Here is a 23,050-nt window from a genome sequence, read left to right as displayed (position 1 = left end):
ACGCTTATGCAGAACTCTACTCTCTTCCGCCGGGCGGCGGCCCTGCTGCTGACCGCAGCGCTGGCCCTGACCCTTATCCTGCCCGGTCTGGCCGCATACGAAATGCCCATCCAGACCGTGAACGAGGGCGAGTCGGTCTATCTGTTCAACGCGGACATCGACAAGCCCATTCTGGAACAGAACGCGGACCAGCAGCGCTACATTGCCAGCCTGACCAAGATGATGACAGCCCTGCTGTTTCTGGAAAGCGGCAAGGACATGAACGCGGAGATCACCATCCCCGCCAGCCTGACCCAGGAGTTCAAGGACATCCAGAACGCCAACGGCAGCACCATCAACCTGCGCATCGGTGAAACGGTGCGCCGCATCGACCTGCTGTACGGCCTGCTGGTGGCCAGCGCCAACGACGCAGCCAGTGCGATCGCCAGTGATGTTTCGGACGGCGACCTGACCGCCTTTGTGGCCCGGATGAACCAGCGTGCCAAAGAGCTGGGCTGCACCAGCACCAGCTTTACCTGCGTGCACGGCCTGTATGATTACGGCAACGTCTCCTCGGCCCACGATCTGGCCCTGATTGCCAAAGCCTGCGCCGAGAACGAGACCTATATGCAGGTGGCAAACACCCTGAGTTATACCCTGCCTGCCACCAACCTGCACCAGAACGAGCGCACCATCACCTCCACCAACCTGATGCTCAACCCGGAGTACCCCTACTACCGGGATTACATCCGGGGCATGAAGACCGGTTTTACCACCCTGGCGGGTCGGTGCTATGTGACCTTTGCTCAGAAGGACGGCCACACCTACGGGCTGGTGGTGCTGGGCTCCGACCTTGACAACATTTACAGGGAGGCCTCCGAGATCCTGGACTGGGCCTTTGCAAGTTTTTCTGACCGGGAACTGGTGGACACCGAGACCCCGCTGACCACCGCCCCCCTGAAGAAGTGCCGCTCTTATGAGGAAGTGGAGCTTTACGCTGCCGCGCCAGTCAGCGGCTACGGCCATGCGGACGACAAGGTAACCTTCACCTACAACCTTCAGAAGAACATCTCCGCCACCGTCAAGGACGGAGCTGTCCTCGGCACGGCCACGGTTTATCTGGACGGCTATGAGGTGGGCACGGTAGACCTTGTGACCCATCAGGAGTATGTCTCCGACTTTCGCACCGACCTTCAGTCCACGCTTCTCCTGATGGCGGCCCTCATCGTTCTTCTGGCTGTTCTCAGCTTCTTCACCCTTGTTGCCGGGGGCGGCTCACTGAATCTGGGCCGGCGCAGAAAAGCACGGAGAAGATGATCTCACCCTCTCAGTCTCGCTAACGCTCGACAGCTCCCCCGAAGGGGGAGCCAAGGGCTATTCCATATATAGCAGCATTTACCCTCTTTGATGTTTTGCCTCTCCCTTCGGGAGAGGTGGCATTGCGCAAGCAATGACGGAGAGGGTAAAGGCTGCTCTTTTTTATCAGAATGTCCGGAACTTCATTGCCAGCACGCTCAAGGTGATCTTGGGGTTCACCTGTGCGCCCAGCCGCTGGATCGCCGCATCGGCGGCTGCAAGGGCCTTGCGGGCGGCATCGCCCTGCACCGGGGCACGGGGGCTGCCGCGCAGCCCTGCGGCCGCTACGGCCCGGAAATCGGCCAGCAGAGCGGCTACCCCCACCTTATCCTTTTCGTAAGCTGACAGCAGAACAGCGGCAGCATAGCTGTCCTGCGCGGCCGCTGCTTTGGCGAGGGCAAGCGCCTTGTCCACCTGCGCCCGGCGGGCCTCATCCCGGGCCGCATCCAGCACTGTGCCGATGTGGCCATCGAACAGCTCACTGTACAGGACGGCATCCTTGCTGTCCACCCCCTGTGCGGTGCAGTAGCGGGCGCAATCGGCGGGGGAAACGGGAGCCACTGCAAAGCTGATGCAGCGGCTCCGGATGGTGGGCAGAACGCCCGCCAGCGAATCCGCCGTCAGCAGAAAAAGCACGCCCTCGGGCGGCTCCTCCATGACCTTCAGCAGGGCGTTGGCCGATTCCTCGTTCATCCGCTCCACATGGTAGAGCAGCACAGCGCGCCCCTCTGCCGAAAGGCTGGTGTTGAAGATCTCGCTGCGCATGGCCGTGACCTGACCAACCAGATACCGCCCGCCGCTGCCCATACCGGTCACGGAGATGGCTTCCCGGACGATGCCTGTCTCGATCTGGCCGCTGTCGCGCTTACCGGCCTTTGCCACGGCACGGCAGCACTCGCCCCGGAGCAGGGCTTCGGCGGGCGCGCCGCCGTTGGGGTAAAGGTAATCCGCCGCCACACAGCGGGCCGCAAACCCGGTTCCCAGCCCCTCTTCGCCCACCAGCAGAACACTGTGGGTCATGCGGCGGCCCCCCAGCATCAGCCGGACGCTGGTCTTTAATTCCGAATTGCCTTCCAGACGATCAATCATCATCTCCGATTTTTCCTCTTCCACTGCTCCCGGCGTATCCAAGCGCGGATGTTATGCCAGGCCTGCGGCCCGAAGAACAGAAGGAAGCCCAGCATACAGAGCAGATAGTTCAGCTTGCCCAGCATCCCCATGCTCAGGAAGCTGAACACCCACAGGGCGGCGGCAAAGATGCCGAAATACTTCACCTTGAGGGGGATGACGAAGAAGAGCAGCACCTGCAGTTCCGGGTAAAGCATGGCAAAGGCCAGCAGAAGGGAGAGGGACAGGCAGTAGGTATCGGCAGATCCTGTCAGCAGGCAGGCCAGCCACGCGCCTGCCATCCCCAGCAGGACGTAGAGGTTGAAGCGGAAATCGCCCCACTCCCGTTCCAGCGCACTGCCGACGAACCAGGTAAAATAGATGCCCAGCACCACGCTGAGCGGCCCGCCGCCCGAAAAAGGCACCAGCACAAAGGTGAACAGCCGCCAGATCTGCCCGGCGAACAGGGCACTGCGGCTCAGGGAGAGATAAAAGGAAATATACTGGTTGACAAACAGTTCAATGGCGTAGACCAGGATCTGGCCGCCGATGAGGATGTTGATGAGGTTGGGAATGCAGAACCGGCCGTATTTCCGTTCCAGCTTGGTGATCCAGTTCATAGGCAGAAGCCTCCGTTATTCGTAAAATTTGCGCCCCGTTGGCCGGGAACGCTCTCTTTTTTCATTGTACCATGATTGGCAGGGCCATTCAAGGCGAAGGGTGTGAACAAAGGGATCTGGCTGTCTGTTCATCCGAGTGCTAAAACAGCAGGTTGTATCCACTTTTGGTGTATTCAGATGGACTTATCCACTCTTTCCACTGGGTTTTCCACCGGAATTGTGAAAAAAGCCCCGGTTTTCCCACGATGTTTTCCACTTTTTCCACTGAGTTTTCCACATTTTCCTGCGAGGTGGTTTATACATGGTGTATTGTACCGCGCAGATCTTTGCGAAAATCAGGGGAATTATGGGCCTTTGCACCTTTTTTCCGAAAGAAAGTCAAACCCCAAAATTTACTTTTTACAGCAGGCAGAAAATCCACTCGTTGAATTTCTCCCCGTTGGAATGAAGGAGACGGTAGTTTTCCACACCCATTTTCTACAAAAATCGACCTGTGGAAAACAGCGGGAAAACCTGAGTTTTCAACAAAAAGAAACAGCCCTCTCAGGCAAAGCCGTCAGGCTTTGACTGAAAGGGTTGCTCCTATAAAATCAAACGTTACATCATATTCCGGAACACGATCTGCGCGATCTGGAAGTACAAGATCAAGCTGCAGGCATCCACGATGGTGGTGATGAAGGGGGTCGCCATGATGGCCGGGTCCGCACCCAGCTTCTTGGCGGCAAGGGGCAGCATACCGCCCACCAGCTTTGCCAGGATGACGCTGAAGAACAGCGACACACTGACGACGATTGCGTAGCCCATCACATTGTCATACTGACCGGCAAAGATGAAGGTGTACATCAAGTAGATACGCAAACCGTTCACCAGGCCCAGCACCGCACCCACGATCGCAGAAACACGGAGTTCCTTGGCCAGCACCTTGAGGAAATCGGCGGGTTCCACCTCGCCCAGCGCCAGACCGCGCACCATCAGGGTGCTGATCTGGTTGCCGCAGTTGCCAGCGGTATCCATCAGCATGGGCATGAAGGAGACCAGCAGGGGCAGGCTCACAAAGGCTTCCTCGTAATGGGTGGTGACCATACCAGTAAAGGTGGCCGACAGCATCAGGATCAGCAGCCAGGGGATGCGCTGCTTGGCGTGGGTCCAGACACTGGTGCCAAAATAAGTCGTGGCCTCATCCGCAGGCAGAATGGCGGCCATCTTCTGCATATCCTCGGTGCTCTCATCGGTCAGAACATCGATTGCATCGTCGATGGTGATAATGCCCACAAACATGCCCTCGTTGTCCACAACGGGCATTGCGGTAAAGTCGTAGCGCTGCATCTCACGGGCCACGAACTCCTGGTCATCCGTGACCTTCACGGTGACCACGTTGTCGTCCATAATATCGACCAGCGGGGTATCAGGGTCTGCCAGCAGCAGGTCACGGGCAGAGACAACACCCTTCAGGCGGTTGCGTTCCACAACATAGTTGATATAGACGGTCTCGGCGTTCTCGCCCTGCCGCCGGATGGCATCCAGCGCCTGCCGGACATTCATCTCTTTTTTCAGCCGGACATATTCAGGGGTCATCAGGCTGCCGGCCGAGCTCTCGGGGTAGTTCAGCAGTTTGTTCAGGCTCTCGCGGGTCTGCTTGGAGGATTTCTCCAGCACCCGCTTGACCACGCCTGCGGGCATATCCTCCAGCAGGTCGGCGGCATCGTCCAGGCTCATCTCCTCAATGGCGCTGACCAGCTCCACGTCGGAGAAGGCGTTGACCAGGTCATCCCGGGCTTCATCGGACATATAGGCGAAGGCCTCAGTGGCCACTTCCTTTTTCAGCAGGCGGAACACCACCAGACGGTTGTTCTCGTCCAGCTCCTCCAGCAGCTCTGCCAGGTCGGCAGGCTGCTCCTCCTCGGTGACCTCGCGCAGCTTGACGTACTGCTTTTTTACCAGCATCTTGAGCAGGCGGCTCTTGGTCAGCATCTCGGGGTCAGCCTTGACCTCCTCGTCCCGGGCCTCCTCTTTCTCGGCCTCCCGGATGTCCTGCTTCAGATCCTCTGTGGCTTCCTCGTTCAGATCTCTGACCAGCTTCTGGCGCACCTCGTCCGGGATATCAGCGGGCAGCTCCTGCACAGGCAGGGCAGCCTCGGTCAGTTCGTTTTTCTTTTCTTCCATTTCCATTTTGCGTACCTCCTACCGTATTCCGGCGGTTGGTACAGGGCAAAACAAAAAGCGCCGCCAACGGCCCGCATCCACCCCTTGCCAGGGCTTCCACGCGCACAAAGCCGCGCCCTTTCTCCCCGCTGAGAAGTGCCCGAACAGCACCTCTTACCGGGCAAAAAAGGCGAACGCAGCCTGCTCCATGTCCCGTCCTATCGCACCAAAACCGCATCTTCGACTATGATCCGGGTCCATTGTCCTGCGTTCACCTCCTAAAGATCTTTTCCACTTTTTATTATAGCGCCGCCCAAAAGGCCGGTCAACCCTAAATGCACCGAATCAGGCGGGAATTTCCGCCAAAACACGCAGAAAGCCCCTTCCAGTGCTTGCGGACCACTGAAAGGGGCTTTCTGTTTGGATATTGCCTTGGTGTGAGGAGGAATCATGTACAAGGAATCGGTTGCGGCCCCGGTTCCTTATGTCAGTAGTATAGCACCAAAAGCACGGGTTTGCATGAAAATCCTATGAAGAAATTGTAAAATAGCGAGAAGATATTTTTATCGCGCCCTTGACAAAATGGGATATATCATATATTATAGAAATGGGATATATCCCATAGAGGAGGGCTGCCGCTTGGAATGTTACGATGTAGACTTCTACCATAAGGAGAATGGCGACTGTCCGGTAGATGATTTTCTGGAATCCCTTGACACCAAAATGCGTGCAAAGGTATTGGGTGCTGTCGCACTGCTGGAAGCCAACGGACCACAGCTGCGGGAGCCCTACTCCAAATTTATTGGGGACGGAATTTTTGAGATCCGTGCTAAGCAGAGCAGCAATATCACACGTGTTCTGTATTTCTTTTACATTGGAAAGCGCATTGTTCTGACCAACGGCTTTATCAAGAAAACGCAAAAAACACCACCAGAGGAAATTGCCCTGGCCAAAAAATATCGTGCAGACTATCTTGAACGAAAGGAGAAGATATCGTGAGTGATTTTCGGAATTTTCTCAACAAACAACTGGAAGACCCTGAATTCAAAGCGGAGTGGGAGGCACTTCAGCCAGAGCTTTCGCTGGTACAGGCAATGATCGATGCCCGGAAGGTAAGCGGCCTGACCCAGAAGGAGCTCTCGGAGCGTACCGGCATTGCTCAGGCAGACATCAGCAAGCTGGAAAACGGCAACGCAAATCCTTCTCTGCGGACGCTGCAGCGCCTTGCCGCCGGTATGGGAATGCAGGTCAAAATTGAATTCATTCCTGCTTCCGCAAAATAGTATATGGATGAGAGAACCGCTGTATGGAACATTCCGTACAGCGGTTTCTGTTTCCTCACACAAAAATACGCCCCGTTCACTATAAAGTGAGCGGGGCGCTAAAAACGGATTCGTTTTTGACTGCGGCAAGATCCCTGCAGGGCAGGTCTTATGCAGCAGGCGGAGCAAGGTATCTGTTGCCAGACCTTATGCTCCTGACACACGCGGGGTGTGCTTTCAAGGACCCTCGCGGGCGCTTTGGTATTTCAAACACCCTGCCCGGCGCGGTTCGCGGGCCGCGGCGGGCGAGGGAATGAAATCAGAAGTTTGCGCAAATGCTCGTTTGCACGTTCATCATGCTCTGTTCAAGGCGGCGGGGCCGCAGTTTCGCACTGCTGCGTTGCGCAGTAATCGCCAGTGCGGAGCAGCCGCCTTGCGGACTAGGGTGCCGCTGCGGCCATTGCCAGCCATTGTTCAGAAAACAGGATTACTTGTACAGCTCGACCAGACGGGTCAGGTGCTCGTAACGATCGTTTGCAACCTGCTCGTTGCGTGCGAACAGAGCCTTTGCACGCTCGGGGAATGCACGGGTCAGGCGGCTGTAACGGGTCTCGTTTGCCAGCAGTGCCTGATACTTCTCGGCATCCACAGCCTTGGAGGTCAGGGTGAAGGGGTTCTTGCCCTGAGCCTTGTTGGCGGGGTTGAAGGTGAACAGGTTCCAGTAACCAGCCTCAACTGCCTTCTTCATCTCGTTCTGGCAGTTGGTCATGCCGCCCTTCACACCGTGCAGCTCGCAGGGAGCGTAGCCGATGATCAGAGAGGGGCCGGGATAAGCCTCAGCCTCAGCGATTGCCTTGACAGCCTGGTTCATGTTAGCGCCCAGAGCGATCTGAGCAACATAGATGTAACCGTAGGTCATTGCGATCTCGGACAGGCTCTTCTTGCTGATTTCCTTACCAGCAGCAGCGAACTGGCAGACCTCACCAATGTTGGAAGCCTTGGATGCCTGTCCACCGGTGTTGGAGTACATCTCAGTATCGAAGACCATGACGTTGACATCCTCGCCGGAAGCCAGGACGTGATCCAGGCCGCCGAAGCCGATGTCGTATGCCCAGCCGTCACCACCGAAGATCCAGACGGACTTCTTGGCGATGAACTCCTTGCTCTTCAGGATCTCAGCGGACTCGGTGCAGCCAGCGGCAGCAGCCTTCTCCAGCTCAGCGATCAGAGCCTTGGCGGGTTCGTCGTTTGCCTTGGTGTTGTTCTTGGTCTCCATGAACTTGTCGAAGGCAGCCTTCAGCTCAGCGGAAGCCTTGTCAGAACCAGCAACCTCAGCAATGCGCTTGATCAGGTTCTCACGAACGGTCTTCTGGCCGAGGTACAGGCCCAGACCATGCTCAGCGTTATCCTCGAACAGGGAGTTGCACCATGCAGGACCATGGCCGCTGTCCTTGTTGACGGTGTACGGAGAGATGGAAGCGGTACCGCCCCAGATAGAGGAGCAGCCGGTAGCGTTGGAGATGTACATCTTCTCGCCGAACAGCTGAGTGATCAGGCGAGCGTAAGAGGTCTCAGCACAGCCTGCACAGGAGCCAGAGAACTCCAGCAGGGGCTGGTTGAACTGAGAACCAATAACGGTGTCATCAGCAAACTTGCTGGGCTTCTTGGAGATGTTGGCGACGCAGTAGTCGAAGACTGCCTGCTGATCGGCCTGGCTCTCCTGAGGAACCATAGCAATTGCCTTGGTGGGGCAGACGGTGACGCACTCGCCGCAGCCCATGCAGTCCAGAGGAGAAACAGCCATCACAAACTTGTACTCGTTTGCGGGGCGGTTGTCACGGCTCTTGGTCTGAGCAGGAGCAGCTGCCAGCTCGTCAGCGGTCAGCTGGAAGGGACGGATGGTAGCATGAGAGCAGACGAATGCACACTGGTTGCAGCCGACGCACTTGGAAGCATCCCACTCGGGAACGTTCACAGCGGTGCCGCGCTTCTCGTATGCGGATGCGCCCTGCTCCCACTCGCCGTTTGCATTTGCAACGAAAGCGGAAACGGGCAGGCTGTCGCCGTCCATACGAGCGATGGGCTCCATGACATCACGGATCTGCTTGACCAGCTCCGGACGGCCGGTGAGAGCCTTGGGAGCGGGATCAGCCTCGGGGTTGGACCAGGAAGCGGGAACGTCGACCTTGTGGATCGCGTCAACACCAGCATCGATGGCCTTCCAGTTCATCTCAACAACGTCCTGGCCCTTCTTGCCGTAGCTCTTCTGAGCTGCCTGCTTCATGAAGTTGACAGCGTCCTCGATGGGCATAACGTCAGCCAGCTTGAAGAAAGCGGACTGCAGGATGGTATTGGTGCGCTTGCCCATACCGATTTCGATTGCCTTATCGATGGCGTTGATGGTGTACAGCTGAATGTTGTTGTCAGCAATGTACTTCTTGGCCTCAGCGTTCAGGTGCTGGCCCAGCTCCTCATCGGTCCACTGGCAGTTGATCATGAACACGCCGCCGGGCTTGACATCCTGGACCATCTTCATGCCCATGTGGATGTAAGCGGGGTTGTGGCAGGCCACGAAGTCAGCCTGGTTGATGTAGTAGGGGCTGCGGATGGGCTTGTCGCCGAAACGCAGGTGGCTGATGGTCACGCCGCCGGTCTTCTTGGAGTCATACTGGAAGTATGCCTGAACATACTTATCAGTGTGGTCGCCGATGATCTTGACGGAGTTCTTGTTTGCGCCGACAGTACCGTCGCCGCCCAGACCCCAGAACTTGCACTCCTTGGTGCCAGCAGCTGCGGTGATGGGAGCGGGCTTGACCTCGGGCAGGGACAGACCGGTGACATCATCGGTGATGCCCAGAGTGAAGCGCTCCTTGGGCTGATCCTTCTCCAGCTCCTTGAACAGAGCGAAGATGGAGGACGGGGGAGTGTCCTTGCTGCCCAGGCCGTAACGGCCGCCGGTCAGGACGACATCGTTCAGGCCAGCCTCACGCAGGGTAGCAGCAACATCCAGGTACAGGGGCTCGCCCAGGGAGCCGGGCTCCTTGGTACGATCCAGAACTGCAACCTTCTTGGCAGTCTTGGGCAGGACCTTCAGCAGAGCGGAGGACACCCAGGGACGGTACAGGCGGACCTTGACGATACCGACCTTCTCGCCCTTGGCGTTCAGGTAATCGATGACTTCGTCAGCAACGTCGCAGACAGAGCCCATAGCGATCATAACACGGTCAGCATCGGGTGCGCCGTAGTAGTTGAACAGATCGTAGTTGGTGCCCAGCTTCTCGTTGATCTTGGCCATGTACTTCTCGACCACTGCGGGCAGTGCGTCGTAAGCGGAGTTGCAGGCCTCACGGTGCTGGAAGAACACGTCGCCGTTCTCGTGGGAACCGCGCATCTTGGGGTGCTCGGGGTTCAGAGCCTTGGCACGGAACTCCTCAACAGCCTTCATGTTGCACATTTCCTTCAGATCAGCGTAGTCCCACTTCTCGATCTTCTGGTACTCGTGAGAAGTACGGAAGCCATCGAAGAAGTTCAGGAAGGGAACCCGGCCCTCGATTGCTGCCAGATGGGCAACAGGGGACAGATCCATAACTTCCTGCACGCTGCTCTCGACCAGCATTGCGAAGCCGGTCTGGCGGCATGCCATAACGTCGCTGTGATCACCGAAGATGTTCAGGGACTGGGTAGCAACGGTACGTGCAGAAACATCGAACACGCAGGGCAGCTGCTCAGCAGCGATCTTGTACATGTTGGGGATCATCAGCAGCAGGCCCTGAGAAGCGGTGAAGGTGGTGGTAACAGCACCTGCACCCAGAGAGCCGTGCACAGCGCCGGCAGCGCCGGCCTCAGACTCCATCTCGACGACCTTGACCTGGTTGCCGAAGATGTTCTTCTGACCGGCTGCGGACCACTGGTCCACAGAGTCAGCCATCGGAGAAGACGGGGTAATGGGGTAGATAGCAGCCACGTCCGTGTAGGCGTATGCTACATGAGCGGCAGCGGTATTGCCATCCATGGTTTGCTTTGCTCTAGGCATTTTTCTTCCTCCATTGTTCAGAATTTGGTACCTTTTGCGCGGGGCAATCGCGCCCCGCTGGGGCCGGAGAACCCCAAAAGGCACTATTGCTCATATATTATATTAGCAAATTCCGCCCTCAAAGTAAATGCAAACCCACTGGCAAAACGCAACAAAATTTCAAGAAATTTTTTGGTGCTTTTTTACGCTTGTGTTTTTTGTTGCATCTAACCTGACAGATTATTAAGAATCCGGCTTTTTTGCTGTATTTTTCTTAATTTATCCTCAATTTTGAATTGACAACCGGCGCTTTGTTGCCGTAAACTTGAACCAGCATCATTATCATCTGGAAAGGACGCAAATACGATGGACGCTGCACATTTTGAAAAGACGCTCACAAGTGAGGTGCTGTTCGAGGGCCGGGTGGTCACCCTGACCAAGGATACCGCCCTTTTGGAAAATGGAAAGACCGCCACCCGCGAGGTGGTCCACCACCACGGCGGAGCCTGCATCGTGCCCTACTTTGAGGACGGCACCATCTGCATGGTGCGCCAGTTCCGCTACGCCATGCAGCAGGAGCTGTGGGAGCTGCCCGCCGGCAAGCTGGAAAAAGGGGAGAATCCCTTTGAAGCCGCCAAGCGGGAGCTGGAGGAGGAGTGCGGCCTGACCGCCGACAAGTACACCTCCCTGGGCGAGTTCTACCCCACCGTGGGCTATGATACCGAGATCATCTACACCTGGGTGGCCACCGGTCTGCATGAGACCCGGATGCATCTGGATACGGACGAGTTTCTGACCCCTGACCGGGTACCGCTGACCCAGGCCTATGAGATGGTGATGCGCGGCGAGATCAAGGACGGCAAGACCATTGCAGGCGTGCTCAAGCTCAAGGCCCTGTTGGACGAGGGCAAGCTGTGAACATTCTCTACGAAGATACTGCCCTTGTGGTGCTGGACAAGCCCGCCGGGCTGACCAGCGAGGAGGGCGTGCCCGCTGCCCTGCGCCAGCGGTGGGGCAGGCCGGATGCATACGTTGGGGTCATCCATCGGCTGGACACCGGCGTTTCGGGGCTGATGGTCTATGCCAGAACCCCCGGAGCCGCTGCTGCCCTGACAAAACAGGTGACGGAGAGCCAGCAGGCTTATGCCATTCTGGACGGCAGAGTAGAGGCTGGCCCCGGTGCACCGGCACAGCCCTGCTTCCTTAAAACATACCGGGCCGTGATCGCAGGCGGGCCGGACGAACAGCTGCCGCCCGAGGGCATCCTGCGGGACTATCTGTTCAAGGACAGCCGGAAGGGCCGGGTCTTTCCGGTAAAGCGCCCCCGCAAGGGGGTACGGGAAGCCGTGCTGGAATACCGCATCGTGGAGACGGCACCGGACGGTTCCCTGAGCCTTGCGGAGATCACGCTCCACACCGGGCGGACACATCAGATCCGGGTGCAGTTTGCCTCCCGGAAGCACCCGCTTTACGGAGACGGCAAATATGGCAGCCGATTCAAAGGGGACATTGCCCTGCAGAGCGCAGGGCTGCAGTTCGTCCACCCGGAGACGGGGGAGAAGATGGCGTTTCAATTGGAGAAACCGATCAAAGCGCCGTGGGACTTAAACCCCTCAGTCACCTGCGGTGACAGCTCCCCTAGGAGTGGAGCCCTTGGCATAACGGGTAACTTGTAAAACTTTACAAAACGCCAGAGCCGCCCCTACCAGGGGCGGTGGCAATGCGAAGCATTGACGGTGGGGTTTAGGAAGGGTGGTATTATGGAAGAGTACAAGACCGACGCTGAAATTTACGCTGTACTGGAGCGGGAGATCATCGACCTGACCCTGCGGCCGGGCAGTTCGTTGAGTGAAAACCCGCTCTGTGCCCGCTTTGGGGCACCGCGCTCCATGATCCGGGTGGTGCTGCAGCGGCTGCAGGAGAACGGGCTGGTGAAGATCGTGCCCTACAAGGGTACCACTGTGACCCGGCTGAACCGGGAGATCGTGGATGAGCTCATCTACGAGCGCACCGCCGTGGAAGCCCGCGTCCTGCGGGACTTCTCGCCCAAGTGCACGCCGGAACAGCGGGCGCTCATCCGGCGGCGGACCGATGCCTACGCCGCGCTGGCCCGCGCCGAGGAGATCGACTACAACAAGCTCTATGAGGCAGACCGCCTGCTCCACGAGACATGGTTTGCCGCCATGGGAAAAATGTATCTGTGGCGCACCTTACAGAACGCCCACGCCGATTACAGCCGCTTCCGGATGCTGGACACCATGACCAGCGGCGGGCTGGACGAGGTGATCGCCGACCACCAGAACATCATTGCCGCCATTGAGCGGTGTGATCTTGCCGCCTTTGAGCCGCTGGTGGAGCGCCACCTCTACGGCGGCATCCGTCGGCTGGGCTCTAAGCTCACCGGGGAATATGCCGACTACTTTGAGCCGGAAAAATAATGCACCCTTAAAAAATGTTCCACGGGGAACAAAACCGGCACAGCGCCTGCCTGACGCTGTGCCGGTTTTCTTTGCCCCTTTTTCAGAAGAACACGCCGGAGATGAAGATCTCCAGCCCAATGCCGATGAGGATGACACCGCCCAGCACAGAGGCCTTGCCGGAGAGCTTTGTGCCGAACTTTTTGCCGATGCGCAGGCCCGCCATGCAGAGGAAGAAGGTGACGACGGCAATGATGCCGGAAGCTGCCAGCGCCATCAGCCAGCCATACTCCGCAATGGTAAAGCCGACCGAGAGGGCATCAATGCTGGTGGCCACGCCCTGCATAAAGAGGGCACCGGCACTCAGCGCGGCGGCTTCCTCGGTTTCCTCGCCCCGGATGCCATCGATCAGCATCTTGCCGCCGATATAGCCCAGCAGGGCAAGGGCGATCCAGGGAATGAATGTTTCAAAGGAAGAGAACATCTCCACGATGGTATGGACACAGACCCAGCCTGTCATGGGCATCACGGCCTGAAACACGCCAAAGGTGCCCGCAATGATGCACATCCTTTTTCGGGACATGCCGGGGTCATGCAGACCGTTTGCCATCGAGACCGAAAACGCGTCCATGGCAAGGCCCACGCCCAGCAGTGCACTGTTGAGAAAAAACAAAAAACTCCATTCCATAACTGAATGCCTCCTGAATCTGACCAAAATTACGGTGCGGCAAAACAAAACCCGAGATCGGCGCGCGTGCACATCCGGTCTCGGGTCATTTTTTACAAATGAACTCCATGTGTTGGGCGTGGTACTCCGCACCATAACACATGAGTCTCGCAAATGAAAGCAAGCCAGACAGCAGTGCTGTCATTGTGTTGACTTGCTGCGCCGTCTGCAAACAGCGCCTGCTACTCCCCCATGGGATTTTGTGATCGTTTCGTTAGTCTATCATATTTTCTGATAGAAGTCCAGGCTAACTCTTTTATTTTATCTGGCAGGAGAGGCTCAATCCTCAGCCGGTGCCTCGGAGGCGGAGGCCTCATCGGCTGCTTCCATGGCGGCCAGCTGCTCTGCGGTGGGCTCATCGCCTTCCTCAGCCTCTACTGTCTCGGTCTGGGCTTCATCGTCGTGGTCGGTACGGGCCAGGACCATGACCTTATCATTCTCGCCCAGACGCATGACACGGACACCGGAGCCGTAACGGCTCTGCACCGGGATCTCATTGGCGTGCAGGCGGATGATGATGCCCTCCTGGCTGCTCAGCAGCACGTCATCCACATCGTCCACGATCTTGACCGCGGCGACCTTGTCCTTGGAGGCATCGTAGTTGCGGATGCCCTTGCCGCCGCGGGCGGTGATGCGGTAGGTGTCGATGTCGGACCGGCGGCCCTTGCCGTTCTCGGTCACGGTCAGGATGGTGGCGTTCTCACGGCAGATGCAGACACCCACGACCTCGTCGCCCTCGGCCAGCTTGATGGCGCGCACGCCGTGGCCGCTGCGGCCCATGGGACGGGCATCCTCCTCATTGAAGCGGATGGCCTGACCGTTGCGGGTGGCAACGATGAGCATATCGTGGCCGGAGGTCAGTCTTGTCCAGGCCAGCGCATCCCCCTCGTTCAGGGCAATGCCGATCAGGCCGCTCTTGCGGATGTTTGCATACTGCTCCAGCGGGGTGCGCTTGATGAGGCCCTGCTTTGTGACCATGGTCACGAAACCGCCCTCATTGGCCGTATCCTTGCTCTGGCAGAGCATGTTGGTGACCTTTTCGCCCTCGGCCAGCTGCAGCAGGTTGACGATGTTGGTGCCCTTGCTGGTGCGGCTGCCCTCGGCAATGGTGTAGCCCTTGATGCGGAACAGGCGGCCCTTATCGGTAACGAACAGGACGTAATCATGGGTGGAGCCCACGAACATCTCCTGCACGATGTCCTCTTCCTTGCGGGTCATGCCGGAGATGCCGCGGCCGCCGCGCTTCTGGGCCTGATAAGTGGCCTTGAGCTGGCGCTTGATATAACCGGCCTCGGTCAGGGTATAAACGCACTGCTCCTCAGCGATCAGGTCCTCGATATCTACCTCGCCGGTCACGGTCTCGATCTCGGTGCGGCGGTCATCGCCAAAGCGGCGCTTCATTTCCAGCAGCTCGCTCTTGACGATCTCCAGCACGCGGGCATCATCGGCCAGAATCTCTTCCCAATCCCGGATCTTGGCGTTCAGGGAGCCCAGCTCTTCCTCGATCTTCAGGATCTCCAGACCAGCCAGACGGCCCAGCTGCAGCTTGACGATGGCATCTGCCTGCGGGTCATCAAAGCCGAACTGCTCCATGATGGCAGCCTTGGCCTCGCTCATGCCGCCCTTGCAGGCACGGATGGTGGCGATCAGCTCATCCACAATGTCGGTGGCCTTCTTCAGGCCTTCCAGAATATGGGCGCGTTCCCGGGCCTTTTTCAGGTCATACTGGGTGCGGCGGCGCACCACCTCGTCCTGGAACTCGACATACTTCTGGATCATCTGCTTCAGGGTCATCACCTTGGGCACCTTGTGGTCGATGGCCAGCATGATGACACCCACGGTATCCTGCAGCTGGGTGTACTGGTACAGCTGATTCAGAACGACCTGGGGGTTGGCATCCTTGCGCACGTCAATGACGATGCGCATTCCCTTGCGGTTGGTCTCATCGTTCAGGTCACTGATGCCCTCGATCCGCTTTTCCTTGACCAGGTCGGCAATGTTCTCAATGAGGCGTGCCTTGTTGACCATGTAGGGAATCTCGGTCACGATGATCTGGGCGCGGCCATTCTTCTTTTCTTCAATGGTGGCGCGGCCGCGCAGGGTGATCTTGCCGCGGCCGGTGGCGTAGGCAGCACGGATGCCACTGCGGCCCATGATGATGCCGGCGGTGGGGAAATCGGGGCCCTTGATGTGCTCCATCAGGCCGGGCAGGTCGATGTCCGGGTCCTCGATATAGGCCACACAGCCGTCAATGACCTCACTCAGGTTGTGGGGCGGGATGTTGGTAGCCATACCAACGGCAATGCCCTGACTGCCGTTGACCAGCAGGTTCGGGAAACGGCAGGGCAGAACGCTGGGCTCCTTCTTGGTCTCATCAAAGTTGGGGTCCCAGTCGATGGTATCCTTGTCGATATCGGTCAGCATCTCCACGGCCATACGGCTCATGCGGGCCTCGGTGTAACGGTAAGCAGCCGGGGGGTCGCCATCCACAGAACCAAAGTTACCCTGACCATCCACCAGCGGGTAGCGCAGGGAGAAATCCTGTGCCAGACGGACCATGGCATCGTAAACGGATGCGTCGCCGTGGGGGTGGTAGGAGCCCAGCACGGCACCAACGGTGTCGGCGGATTTGCGGTATGCATGGCTGGGGTCGTTGCCGCGCTCATGCATGGTGTACAGGATGCGGCGGTGGACAGGCTTCAGGCCGTCCCGCACATCGGGCAGGGCGCGGGACACGATGACTGACATGGAGTAGTCCAGGAACGCGGTCTCGATCTCCTTCTTGACATCGCGGATGATCTTTTTGGTACCGCTGCCCGGTATCATCACATAATCTTCTTCCATTGTTTCCTCCAATTACACATCCAGCTTCGCGTACTGGGCGTTGGTCTCGATAAAGCGGCGGCGGGGCTCCACCTGGTCGCCCATCAGGATGGTAAAGGCTTCATCGGCCTTCTCGGCATCCTCAATGGTGATCTGAACGATGACCCGGTTATCGGGGTTCATGGTGGTCTCCCACAGCTGTTCGGGGTTCATCTCACCAAGGCCCTTATAGCGGTTGACCTTTGCGCCGGGCATCTCCTGCGAGAGGATGGCCATTTCAGCATCGTTGTAGGCGTACTTGATGGTGTTGCCCTTCTGCACCTTGAACAGGGGCGGCTGGGCGACATAGACATGGCCCTGCTCGATGAGGGGGCGCATATAGCGGAAGAAGAAGGTCAGCATCAGGGTGCAGATGTGAGAACCATCGACATCGGCATCGGCCATGATGAACACTTTATCATACCGCAGCTTGGAGATATCGAATTCCTCGCCGATGCCGCAGCCCAGAGCCAGCACCACGGGCATCAGCTTATCGTTTCCGTAGATGCGGTCCGCGCGGGCCTTTTCCACGTTCAGCATCTTGCCCCACAGGGGGAGGATGGCCTGAATGGCGGAGTCACGGCCCATCTTGGCAGAGCCGCCTGCAGAGTCACCCTCGACGATGAAGATCTCGGTGCGGGTGGGGTCTTTTTCACGGCAGTCGGCCAGCTTGCCGGGCATCCGGCTGGTCTCCAGCGCGCTCTTACGGCGCACCAGCTCCCGGGCCTTTTTGGCAGCAGCACGGGCGCGGGCTGCCTGGGTGGCCTTTTCAAAAATGGCCTTTGCCACGCCGGGGTTCTCCTCAAAGAACTCCATCAGCTTGGTGTACACCATGTTGGAAACAAGGGTGCGGATCTCGGTATTGCCCAGCTTTGCCTTGGTCTGGCCCTCAAACTCTGCCTCCTGCAGCTTGACGGAAATGACGCAGATGAGGCCCTCGCGGACATCGGAGCCGGAAAGGTTCTCGTCCTTATCCTTCAGCAGGCCGTGGCTGCGGCCGTAATCATTGAACACACGGGTCAGGCTGGTGCGGAAACCCTCTTCATGGGTGCCGCCGTCCGGGGTGTTGACGTTGTTGGCAAAGCTCAGCAGCAGTTCGTTATAGCTGGAATTATACTGCAGCGCGATCTCGGCCATGCCCCGCTCGGTCTGGCCCTTGAGGTAGATGACATTGGGGTGGAGCACCTCCAGATTGCGCTTTTCGCCCAGATAGGTGACAAAGCTCTTGATGCCGCCCTCATAGCACATGACCTCGGTACGGTAGCAGGGGTCACCTTCCTGGCCATCCTCCAGAACGGGGGTGTAGAGCTCCCGCTCATCGGTCAGGGTGATCTTGACACCGGCGTTCAGGAAGCTCTCCTCGCGCAGGCGCTTTTCCAGCGTCTCGAAGTTATAGACGGTGGTGTCCTTGAACATCTCGGGGTCGGGCTTGAAGGTAACGCGGGTGCCGGTGACCCCCTCAGCCACTGTGCCCAGGCACTTCAGGGGGCCGTCCGGGTCGCCGCGGCGGAAGGTCTGCTCGTATTCATGGCCGTCGCGGCGGACATTGACCGTCAGCCACTCAGAGCAGGCGTTGACCACGGACGCGCCGACACCGTGCAGACCACCGGCCACCTTGTAGCCGGAGTTCTCGCCGCCGAACTTACCGCCTGCGTGCAGGATGGTATAGACGACGGTGACGGCGGGCAGACCGGTATCGGCCTGGATATCCACGGGGATGCCGCGGCCGTTGTCGGTGACCTGAATGATGTTATTCTTTAAGATCTTGACCTCAATGTGGTTGCAGTAGCCTGCCAGCGCTTCATCAATGGCGTTGTCCACGATCTCGTAAACCAGATGATGCAGGCCCCGCTCACCGGTGGAGCCGATATACATGCCGGGACGCTTGCGCACGGCCTCCAGACCCTTCAGGACCTGGATCTCGCTGGCATTATACTCATGGTCGGTCGCGGTTTCCACATTGGTGCTGGTGATGATTTCCTCTGCCATATCCTTTCTCCCTTTACTTGATATTTTTTCAATCGATTGGATCGTTGTTAATTTTTTCAGAACGACATTTCGGTGCGCCGCTTCATGGCCGCGCTGGACAGCTCCGAAAGATAAACGGTGTCCACAGGGGCATCGGCCAGAACATAACACTGGGGCAGGTCATCCGAAAGGCTGACCACGGCCCCATTCTTCTGGGCATAGTTGAGAAATTCCCGCCCCCGGGGGGAGACGGTGGTGGTCTCCAGATTGAAGATGCCGATGATATCACGGTCATTCAGGACATAGTCCCGGCCCAGATGGATATACATTGCGTATATTCTCCCGCAGATGCAGACTGCATATTCTGTCGCATTTTTCGCATTCTATGCAATGCAGCGATGCAACATTTCTCCATTTCAGATTTTACTCAGGACACCGCCGTTCATGCGGTAGACCTCGCCATCCGTTTTCAGGAAGGCCGTATCGTCACAGCTGGTGACAAAGGTCTGTTTTTCCCGCATCCGGGTCAGCAGATACTGCTTGCGGCCATCATCCAGCTCACTGAGCACATCGTCCAGCAAGAGGACGGGGTGCTCCCCGGTGATGGCAGCAGCGGCGGCGGCTTCGGCCATTTTCAGGCTGAGCACCACACTGCGCTGCTGCCCCTGGCTGGCAAACACTCTGGCGGGCTGGCCGTCCAGCAGCAGCTCCATATCTTCCCGGTGGGGGCCGCACAGGCTCTGCCCGGCCCGGACTTCCTCATTCTGGCGGGCTTTGAGCAGGGCTGCCAGACCACCCGGCTCAAACTGGGCGGCATACCGCAGCTCCATCCGCTCCGCCCCATGGGAAAGCTCCTCGTAATTGGCACAGGCCAGCGGGGCCAGCCGTTCCAGGTAGGCCCGCCGCCGCTGCTGGATGGCTTCCCCCTGCGCGGCAAGCTCGGTGTTCAGCACCTCGAGCAGGGCCATTTTTTCGGCGTAGGGACGTTCCTGCCCGGCAGGGGAGCGGCGCAGCAGAGCGTTTTTCTGCTGCAGGGCCCGCAGATAGCGGCGGTACACGGTCAGGTAGCCGGGGTAGAGCTGACAGAGGGCGGCATCCAGAAATTTGCGCCGCCCCTCGGGTGCTCCCTTGACCAGGCTCAGGTGGCCGGGGTCAAACACAACAGCCGGAAAACTGCCGGCAAGCCCTGCCGCCCGCCTGGGGGCTGCCCCGTTCACCGAGGCGTACCGTCCGGGCCGCTGGGAATCCGGGGTGCCCACCGTCAGCCGGACACGGTTCGGCTCGTCAGGCTCCTGTTCCTCCTGCTGTGCCCGGAGTGTGGAGGCTTCCAGCACGGCAAAGGGTTCGCCCCGCCGCACCAGCTCTGCATCCTTGCCGCCCCGGAAGCTCTTGCCGCCGGTCAGCAGCCAGATGGCCTCCAGCAGGTTGGTCTTGCCCTGGCCGTTGTTGCCGCAGATCACGGTCAGCTCCCGGCCCGGGGTCAGGCTTGCCGATGCGATATTGCGGTAATTCGTTACTTCTAAGGAAAGCAGGCGCATGGTTTACTGGCCCTGTCCCACTTCCACGGTCTGGCCGTCCAACTCGACGACATCCCCGGCGCGGCACTTTTTGCCCCGCATGGTGCAGACCTCACCGTTCACCTTGACAGCACCGCCCTGCACCAGCTCCTTGGCTTCGCCGCCGGTCTCACACAGACCCGCATATTTCAGCAGGGCATCCAGCTTGATAAATTCCGTATGGATGAGAATTTTTTGCATTTTTATGCCTCTCAATCATTCTTGAAGCGGACAGGCAGGACCAGATACAAAAAGTCGCTGCCCTCGGTAGGCAGGACCTTGACCGGGCTCAGCGGGCCGCTGATCTCCAGCTTGACCTGCTCGGTGCGGGCGTTGCGCAGGGCATCCAGCAGATAGCGGTTGTTGAAACCGATCTCCACCTCATCGCCCTCGCACTGCGCGTTGAATTCATCCACCACGCGGCCCAGATTGGTCTGGCAGCGGACCACCACTTTACCCTCTGTAAAACTGATGCGGAGGGGATTTTTTAAACGCTCTGTAATGATCAGGGAGGCACGCTCGATGGTCTCGATGAACTCCTTGGTGTCCAGAACCACGCTGGTGCGGCTGCCATTGGGGATCACGTTGTGGTAGTTGAGGAATTCGCCCTCGATCAGGCGGCTCATAATGGTGTAACCGGCAGTGGTGAACACCACATAGCGGCGGTTTGCGGAGATGTGCACAGTCTCCTCGTCGTCGTTGGCCAGCAGGTGGGAGACCTCGTTCATGGTCTTGCTGGGTACGATGATACGGATTTCCTTTATGGCTTCCACCGGCCGCTCCACAATGGCCAGACGGTAGCCGTCCAGCGCAACAACGGTCAGCTTATCCGGCGAGATCTCGAATAATTCACCGGTATGCGCAGGTTTTTTCTCATCCTGACTGACGGCGTACAGGGTGCGCTCGATCATATCACGGAGTACGCCGGTCTTGATGTTCAGGGTCTCCTCGGCACCGGTGTTGGGCAGCTCGGGGAAATCGGTGGGGTTCATGGACTGGATCTCGAACTGTGCCACACCGCTCTGGATGGTGGTTTTTCCGTTTTCGGCCGATTGGATGTTGATCTGGCCGGAAGGCATCCGGCTGACCATGCTGCTGAGCAGCTTGGCGTTCAGAACCACCTCGCCGGGCTCTTTGACATTGGCATCAATGGTGGTCACGATGCCCATTTCCAGGTCGTAGCCGGTCAGGGTGAGCTGGAAGCCTTCGGCTTTCAGCAGGATACCCTCCAGTACTGGGATGGTGGAGCGCAGGGTAACAGCTTTGGAAACGCCGTCAATGGCTGCACTCAGCAGGGTCTTATCGCAGATGATGTTCAATTGCGCGTCTCTCCTTATTTTGGATTCAAGTTTTGAGGTTCTTTCTCCCATAAAACAGGGACAAAACCTCCAAATCTATATTGAACTTGTTGTAGTATTCGTAGTAGGGGCTGGGGAAGATGTGGAAAAGTCGGAAAATGTGTGGAATGGTGCGGCTCCGTGGTTTTCCACCGGCTTGTGAATGCAGTGTGAAAGGCTTGTGGAAAGGGCTGCAGCTGCTTTTCTTTCCACGGCGGGTGTGCAAAACAGAAGTTGAATGTTGAAAACTCGGTGGAAAGAGTGGAGAACTTTGTCGTCTGAACACAATATCTTGTTCTGTTTTCCCGGATTCCCCTGCATTTCTCCCCATATTTGGGGTTTTATCCCCTGTGAGAGTATGACTTTTGCCCCTGTTTTCCCGTCAGGCCTTGACGTTCTTGATGATGTCGCTGACGGTTTCGCGCAGGTGCTGGTCGTTCTTCATGTCCCGCTCCATGGTCTTGAGGGAGTAGACGATGGTGGAGTGGTCACGGCCCGAGAATTCCCGGCCGATCTCCTCCATACTCATGCCGGTGACTTCGCGCAGGATATAGATTGCCACGCGGCGGGCGGATGCAACGTTGGCGTTCCGCTTGGTGCCCCGGATGTCGGCAGGGGAGACGTTGAAGGTGCGGGAGACCTCGCCCACGATCTTCTCGATGGTCACGGGCACGGGCTGGGTCTCGTTGAGGATGTCCTTGATGGCGTTCTGTGCCACGCTGATGACAGGCTGGATGCCCTCCAGCATGTAGTAGGCGTTCAGCTTTTTCACTGCGCCCTCCAGCTGGCGGATGTTGTTCTTCAGGTGGTTGGCGATGAATTCAGCCACGTCCTCGGGCAGATCCAAGTGGAGCAGCTCGGCCTTGCGCTTGACGATGGCCACGCGGGTCTCGAAATCAGGCGGCTGGACATCGGCGGTCAGGCCCCATTCAAAGCGGGTGCGCAGGCGCTCTTCCAGGCTCTTGATCTCCTTGGCCGGGCGATCAGAGGCGATCACGATCTGCTTGTGGGCATCGTGCAGGGAGTTGAAGGTGTGGAAAAACTCCTCCTGGGTGGACTCCTTGCCGGCGATGAACTGGATATCGTCCACCAGCAGCAGGTCGGCCACGCGGTACTTCATCCGGAAGTCCTCGGTGCTGCCGGCGCGGATGGCGGCGATCAGCTCGTTGGTGAACTGCTCGCAGGTAACGTACATGATAACGAAATCGGGGTGGGTGCGCTTGATCTCGGTCTGGATGGCCGTGAGCAGATGGGTCTTGCCCAGACCGGAGCCGCCGTAGATGAACAGCGGGTTATAGGCCCCGGAGGGGTTGGCCGCAACCGCCTGCGCCGCAGCAAACGCAAACTGGTTGGAGGGACCCTTGATGAAGTTCTCGAAGGTGAACTCGTAATTACCCTGGGGCGAGGCGGGGTTTGCCTCGTACTGCTGGGCCAGCACCACCTCATGGGGCGGGGTGCTGGGCACCACCAGCGTGATGTCCACGTCAAAGCCCAGCACGGTTTTAAAGGCCTCTTTCAGCAGGCCGAGGTAGCGGTCGGTGACGATCTTGCAGATGAAATCGTTGCGCACCGACAGGGTGATATGGCTCGAGTCCTCAAAGCTGATGGGCTCAAGTCCGTCGATGTAGAGATTATAGGTCGGCTCGGCCATCTGCGTTTTGCAGTATGCCTGGGCGGCCTCTAAAACGTCCTTGAAAGAATCCAT

Annotated in this window: 19 protein-coding genes; 7 read left to right on the top strand and 12 right to left on the bottom strand. The window is 58.2% G+C overall.

Features of this window, described 5'->3' with window-relative positions; all coding sequences use genetic code 11:
- Positions 1–6 precede the first annotated feature (6 nt).
- Positions 7–1,296 carry a D-alanyl-D-alanine carboxypeptidase family protein gene (locus GXM22_RS00095; RefSeq protein WP_005929062.1) on the top strand — a complete coding sequence of 430 codons (1,290 nt, stop codon included), beginning with the start codon at positions 7–9 and terminating at the stop codon, positions 1,294–1,296.
- A gap of 165 nt (positions 1,297–1,461) precedes the next feature.
- Here GXM22_RS00095 and GXM22_RS00090 read toward each other — a convergent pair whose 3' ends face one another.
- Together GXM22_RS00090 and GXM22_RS00085 are read right to left on the bottom strand one after the other, a co-directional pair.
- Positions 1,462–2,427, bottom strand: coding sequence for a hypothetical protein (locus tag GXM22_RS00090; protein WP_005929064.1), 966 nt, complete (start codon positions 2,425–2,427; stop codon positions 1,462–1,464).
- Positions 2,424–3,062 carry a rhomboid family intramembrane serine protease gene (locus GXM22_RS00085; RefSeq protein WP_005929065.1) on the bottom strand — a complete coding sequence of 213 codons (639 nt, stop codon included), beginning with the start codon at positions 3,060–3,062 and terminating at the stop codon, positions 2,424–2,426. The genes GXM22_RS00090 and GXM22_RS00085 overlap by 4 nt, the downstream gene beginning before the upstream one ends.
- Before the next feature lie 102 nt (positions 3,063–3,164).
- Here GXM22_RS00085 and GXM22_RS00080 point away from each other — a divergent pair, with 102 nt between their 5' ends.
- Positions 3,165–3,629, top strand: coding sequence for a hypothetical protein (locus GXM22_RS00080; RefSeq protein WP_147585116.1), 465 nt, complete (start codon positions 3,165–3,167; stop codon positions 3,627–3,629).
- 30 nt (positions 3,630–3,659) lie between these two features.
- On the opposite strand, the gene mgtE is transcribed toward GXM22_RS00080, so the two are convergent.
- Positions 3,660–5,231: a magnesium transporter gene (gene mgtE / locus GXM22_RS00075; RefSeq protein ID WP_005929072.1), complete on the bottom strand. Its 1,572-nt coding sequence runs from the start codon at positions 5,229–5,231 to the stop codon at positions 3,660–3,662.
- Positions 5,232–5,843: 612 nt separating this feature from the next.
- Between mgtE and GXM22_RS00070 the strand changes: the two genes are divergently transcribed.
- On the top strand, positions 5,844–6,203 hold the full coding sequence (locus GXM22_RS00070) for a type II toxin-antitoxin system RelE/ParE family toxin (protein WP_035393236.1): 360 nt from the start codon (positions 5,844–5,846) through the stop codon (positions 6,201–6,203).
- Positions 6,200–6,487 carry a helix-turn-helix domain-containing protein gene (locus tag GXM22_RS00065; protein ID WP_005929083.1) on the top strand — a complete coding sequence of 96 codons (288 nt, stop codon included), beginning with the start codon at positions 6,200–6,202 and terminating at the stop codon, positions 6,485–6,487. Before GXM22_RS00070 ends, GXM22_RS00065 begins: the two co-directional genes overlap by 4 nt.
- 466 nt (positions 6,488–6,953) lie before the next feature.
- Here GXM22_RS00065 and nifJ read toward each other — a convergent pair whose 3' ends face one another.
- A complete protein-coding gene (gene nifJ, locus GXM22_RS00060; protein ID WP_005929090.1) occupies positions 6,954–10,499 on the bottom strand; it encodes a pyruvate:ferredoxin (flavodoxin) oxidoreductase in 3,546 nt (1,181 codons plus the stop codon).
- 345 nt (positions 10,500–10,844) lie between these two features.
- Between nifJ and GXM22_RS00055 the strand changes: the two genes are divergently transcribed.
- From GXM22_RS00055 to GXM22_RS00045, 3 genes are all read left to right on the top strand, one after another.
- The gene (locus GXM22_RS00055; RefSeq protein WP_005929099.1) at positions 10,845–11,396 is read left to right on the top strand and encodes an NUDIX domain-containing protein; all 552 of its coding nucleotides are present in this window, start codon (positions 10,845–10,847) and stop codon (positions 11,394–11,396) included.
- Positions 11,393–12,154: an RluA family pseudouridine synthase gene (locus tag GXM22_RS00050; RefSeq protein ID WP_005929102.1), complete on the top strand. Its 762-nt coding sequence runs from the start codon at positions 11,393–11,395 to the stop codon at positions 12,152–12,154. Before GXM22_RS00055 ends, GXM22_RS00050 begins: the two co-directional genes overlap by 4 nt.
- A gap of 84 nt (positions 12,155–12,238) precedes the next feature.
- Positions 12,239–12,916, top strand: a complete 678-nt coding sequence (locus tag GXM22_RS00045; RefSeq protein ID WP_005929105.1) for a GntR family transcriptional regulator — start codon at positions 12,239–12,241, stop codon at positions 12,914–12,916.
- A gap of 82 nt (positions 12,917–12,998) precedes the next feature.
- Here the strand turns inward: GXM22_RS00045 and GXM22_RS00040 are convergent, their stop codons facing one another.
- The 8 genes from GXM22_RS00040 to dnaA all read right to left on the bottom strand — a co-directional run bounded on the left by GXM22_RS00040 (position 12,999) and on the right by dnaA (position 23,050).
- Positions 12,999–13,583 carry a manganese efflux pump MntP gene (locus GXM22_RS00040; RefSeq protein WP_005929108.1) on the bottom strand — a complete coding sequence of 195 codons (585 nt, stop codon included), beginning with the start codon at positions 13,581–13,583 and terminating at the stop codon, positions 12,999–13,001.
- A gap of 318 nt (positions 13,584–13,901) precedes the next feature.
- Complete coding sequence (gene gyrA, locus GXM22_RS00035) at positions 13,902–16,466, bottom strand: DNA gyrase subunit A (RefSeq protein WP_005929111.1); 2,565 nt, start codon at positions 16,464–16,466, stop codon at positions 13,902–13,904.
- A 12-nt stretch (positions 16,467–16,478) separates the two neighbouring features.
- Entirely contained in the window at positions 16,479–18,473 is a 1,995-nt protein-coding gene (gene gyrB, locus GXM22_RS00030; protein ID WP_005929115.1) for a DNA topoisomerase (ATP-hydrolyzing) subunit B, read from the bottom strand.
- Between the two features lie 56 nt (positions 18,474–18,529).
- Positions 18,530–18,781, bottom strand: coding sequence for an extracellular matrix regulator RemB (gene remB, locus GXM22_RS00025; protein WP_005929118.1), 252 nt, complete (start codon positions 18,779–18,781; stop codon positions 18,530–18,532).
- A gap of 87 nt (positions 18,782–18,868) precedes the next feature.
- Positions 18,869–19,990 (bottom strand): DNA replication/repair protein RecF, encoded by a 1,122-nt coding sequence (gene recF / locus GXM22_RS00020; RefSeq protein WP_005929121.1) that lies wholly within the window; start codon positions 19,988–19,990, stop codon positions 18,869–18,871.
- A 3-nt stretch (positions 19,991–19,993) separates the two neighbouring features.
- Entirely contained in the window at positions 19,994–20,209 is a 216-nt protein-coding gene (locus tag GXM22_RS00015) for an RNA-binding S4 domain-containing protein (RefSeq protein WP_005929126.1), read from the bottom strand.
- An 11-nt stretch (positions 20,210–20,220) separates the two neighbouring features.
- Entirely contained in the window at positions 20,221–21,327 is a 1,107-nt protein-coding gene (gene dnaN / locus GXM22_RS00010; protein WP_097773091.1) for a DNA polymerase III subunit beta, read from the bottom strand.
- Between the two features lie 400 nt (positions 21,328–21,727).
- Positions 21,728–23,050: a chromosomal replication initiator protein DnaA gene (gene dnaA, locus GXM22_RS00005; protein WP_005929139.1), complete on the bottom strand. Its 1,323-nt coding sequence runs from the start codon at positions 23,048–23,050 to the stop codon at positions 21,728–21,730.

This window comes from Faecalibacterium duncaniae, assembly GCF_010509575.1.
Classification (GTDB): domain Bacteria; phylum Bacillota; class Clostridia; order Oscillospirales; family Ruminococcaceae; genus Faecalibacterium; species Faecalibacterium duncaniae.
The sequence above is the reverse complement of the archived record's forward strand: the minus strand, read 5'-3'. Positions and strand labels throughout refer to the sequence as shown.

Excerpts from the sequence above, each read along its gene's own strand:
- GXM22_RS00090 (WP_005929064.1), bottom strand. The coding sequence starts at position 2,427 with ATGATGATTGATCGTCTGGAAGGCAATTCGGAATTAAAGACCAGCGTC.
- GXM22_RS00085 (WP_005929065.1), bottom strand. The coding sequence starts at position 3,062 with ATGAACTGGATCACCAAGCTGGAACGGAAATACGGCCGGTTCTGCATT.
- gyrA (WP_005929111.1), bottom strand. The coding sequence starts at position 16,466 with ATGGAAGAAGATTATGTGATGATACCGGGCAGCGGTACCAAAAAGATC.
- remB (WP_005929118.1), bottom strand. The coding sequence starts at position 18,781 with ATGTATATCCATCTGGGCCGGGACTATGTCCTGAATGACCGTGATATC.
- nifJ (WP_005929090.1), bottom strand. The coding sequence starts at position 10,499 with ATGCCTAGAGCAAAGCAAACCATGGATGGCAATACCGCTGCCGCTCAT.
- mgtE (WP_005929072.1), bottom strand. The coding sequence starts at position 5,231 with ATGGAAATGGAAGAAAAGAAAAACGAACTGACCGAGGCTGCCCTGCCT.
- GXM22_RS00045 (WP_005929105.1), top strand. The coding sequence starts at position 12,239 with ATGGAAGAGTACAAGACCGACGCTGAAATTTACGCTGTACTGGAGCGG.
- GXM22_RS00015 (WP_005929126.1), bottom strand. The coding sequence starts at position 20,209 with ATGCAAAAAATTCTCATCCATACGGAATTTATCAAGCTGGATGCCCTG.
- GXM22_RS00040 (WP_005929108.1), bottom strand. The coding sequence starts at position 13,583 with ATGGAATGGAGTTTTTTGTTTTTTCTCAACAGTGCACTGCTGGGCGTG.
- GXM22_RS00095 (WP_005929062.1), top strand. The coding sequence starts at position 7 with ATGCAGAACTCTACTCTCTTCCGCCGGGCGGCGGCCCTGCTGCTGACC.
- GXM22_RS00055 (WP_005929099.1), top strand. The coding sequence starts at position 10,845 with ATGGACGCTGCACATTTTGAAAAGACGCTCACAAGTGAGGTGCTGTTC.
- dnaA (WP_005929139.1), bottom strand. The coding sequence starts at position 23,050 with ATGGATTCTTTCAAGGACGTTTTAGAGGCCGCCCAGGCATACTGCAAA.
- gyrB (WP_005929115.1), bottom strand. The coding sequence starts at position 18,473 with ATGGCAGAGGAAATCATCACCAGCACCAATGTGGAAACCGCGACCGAC.
- recF (WP_005929121.1), bottom strand. The coding sequence starts at position 19,990 with ATGCGCCTGCTTTCCTTAGAAGTAACGAATTACCGCAATATCGCATCG.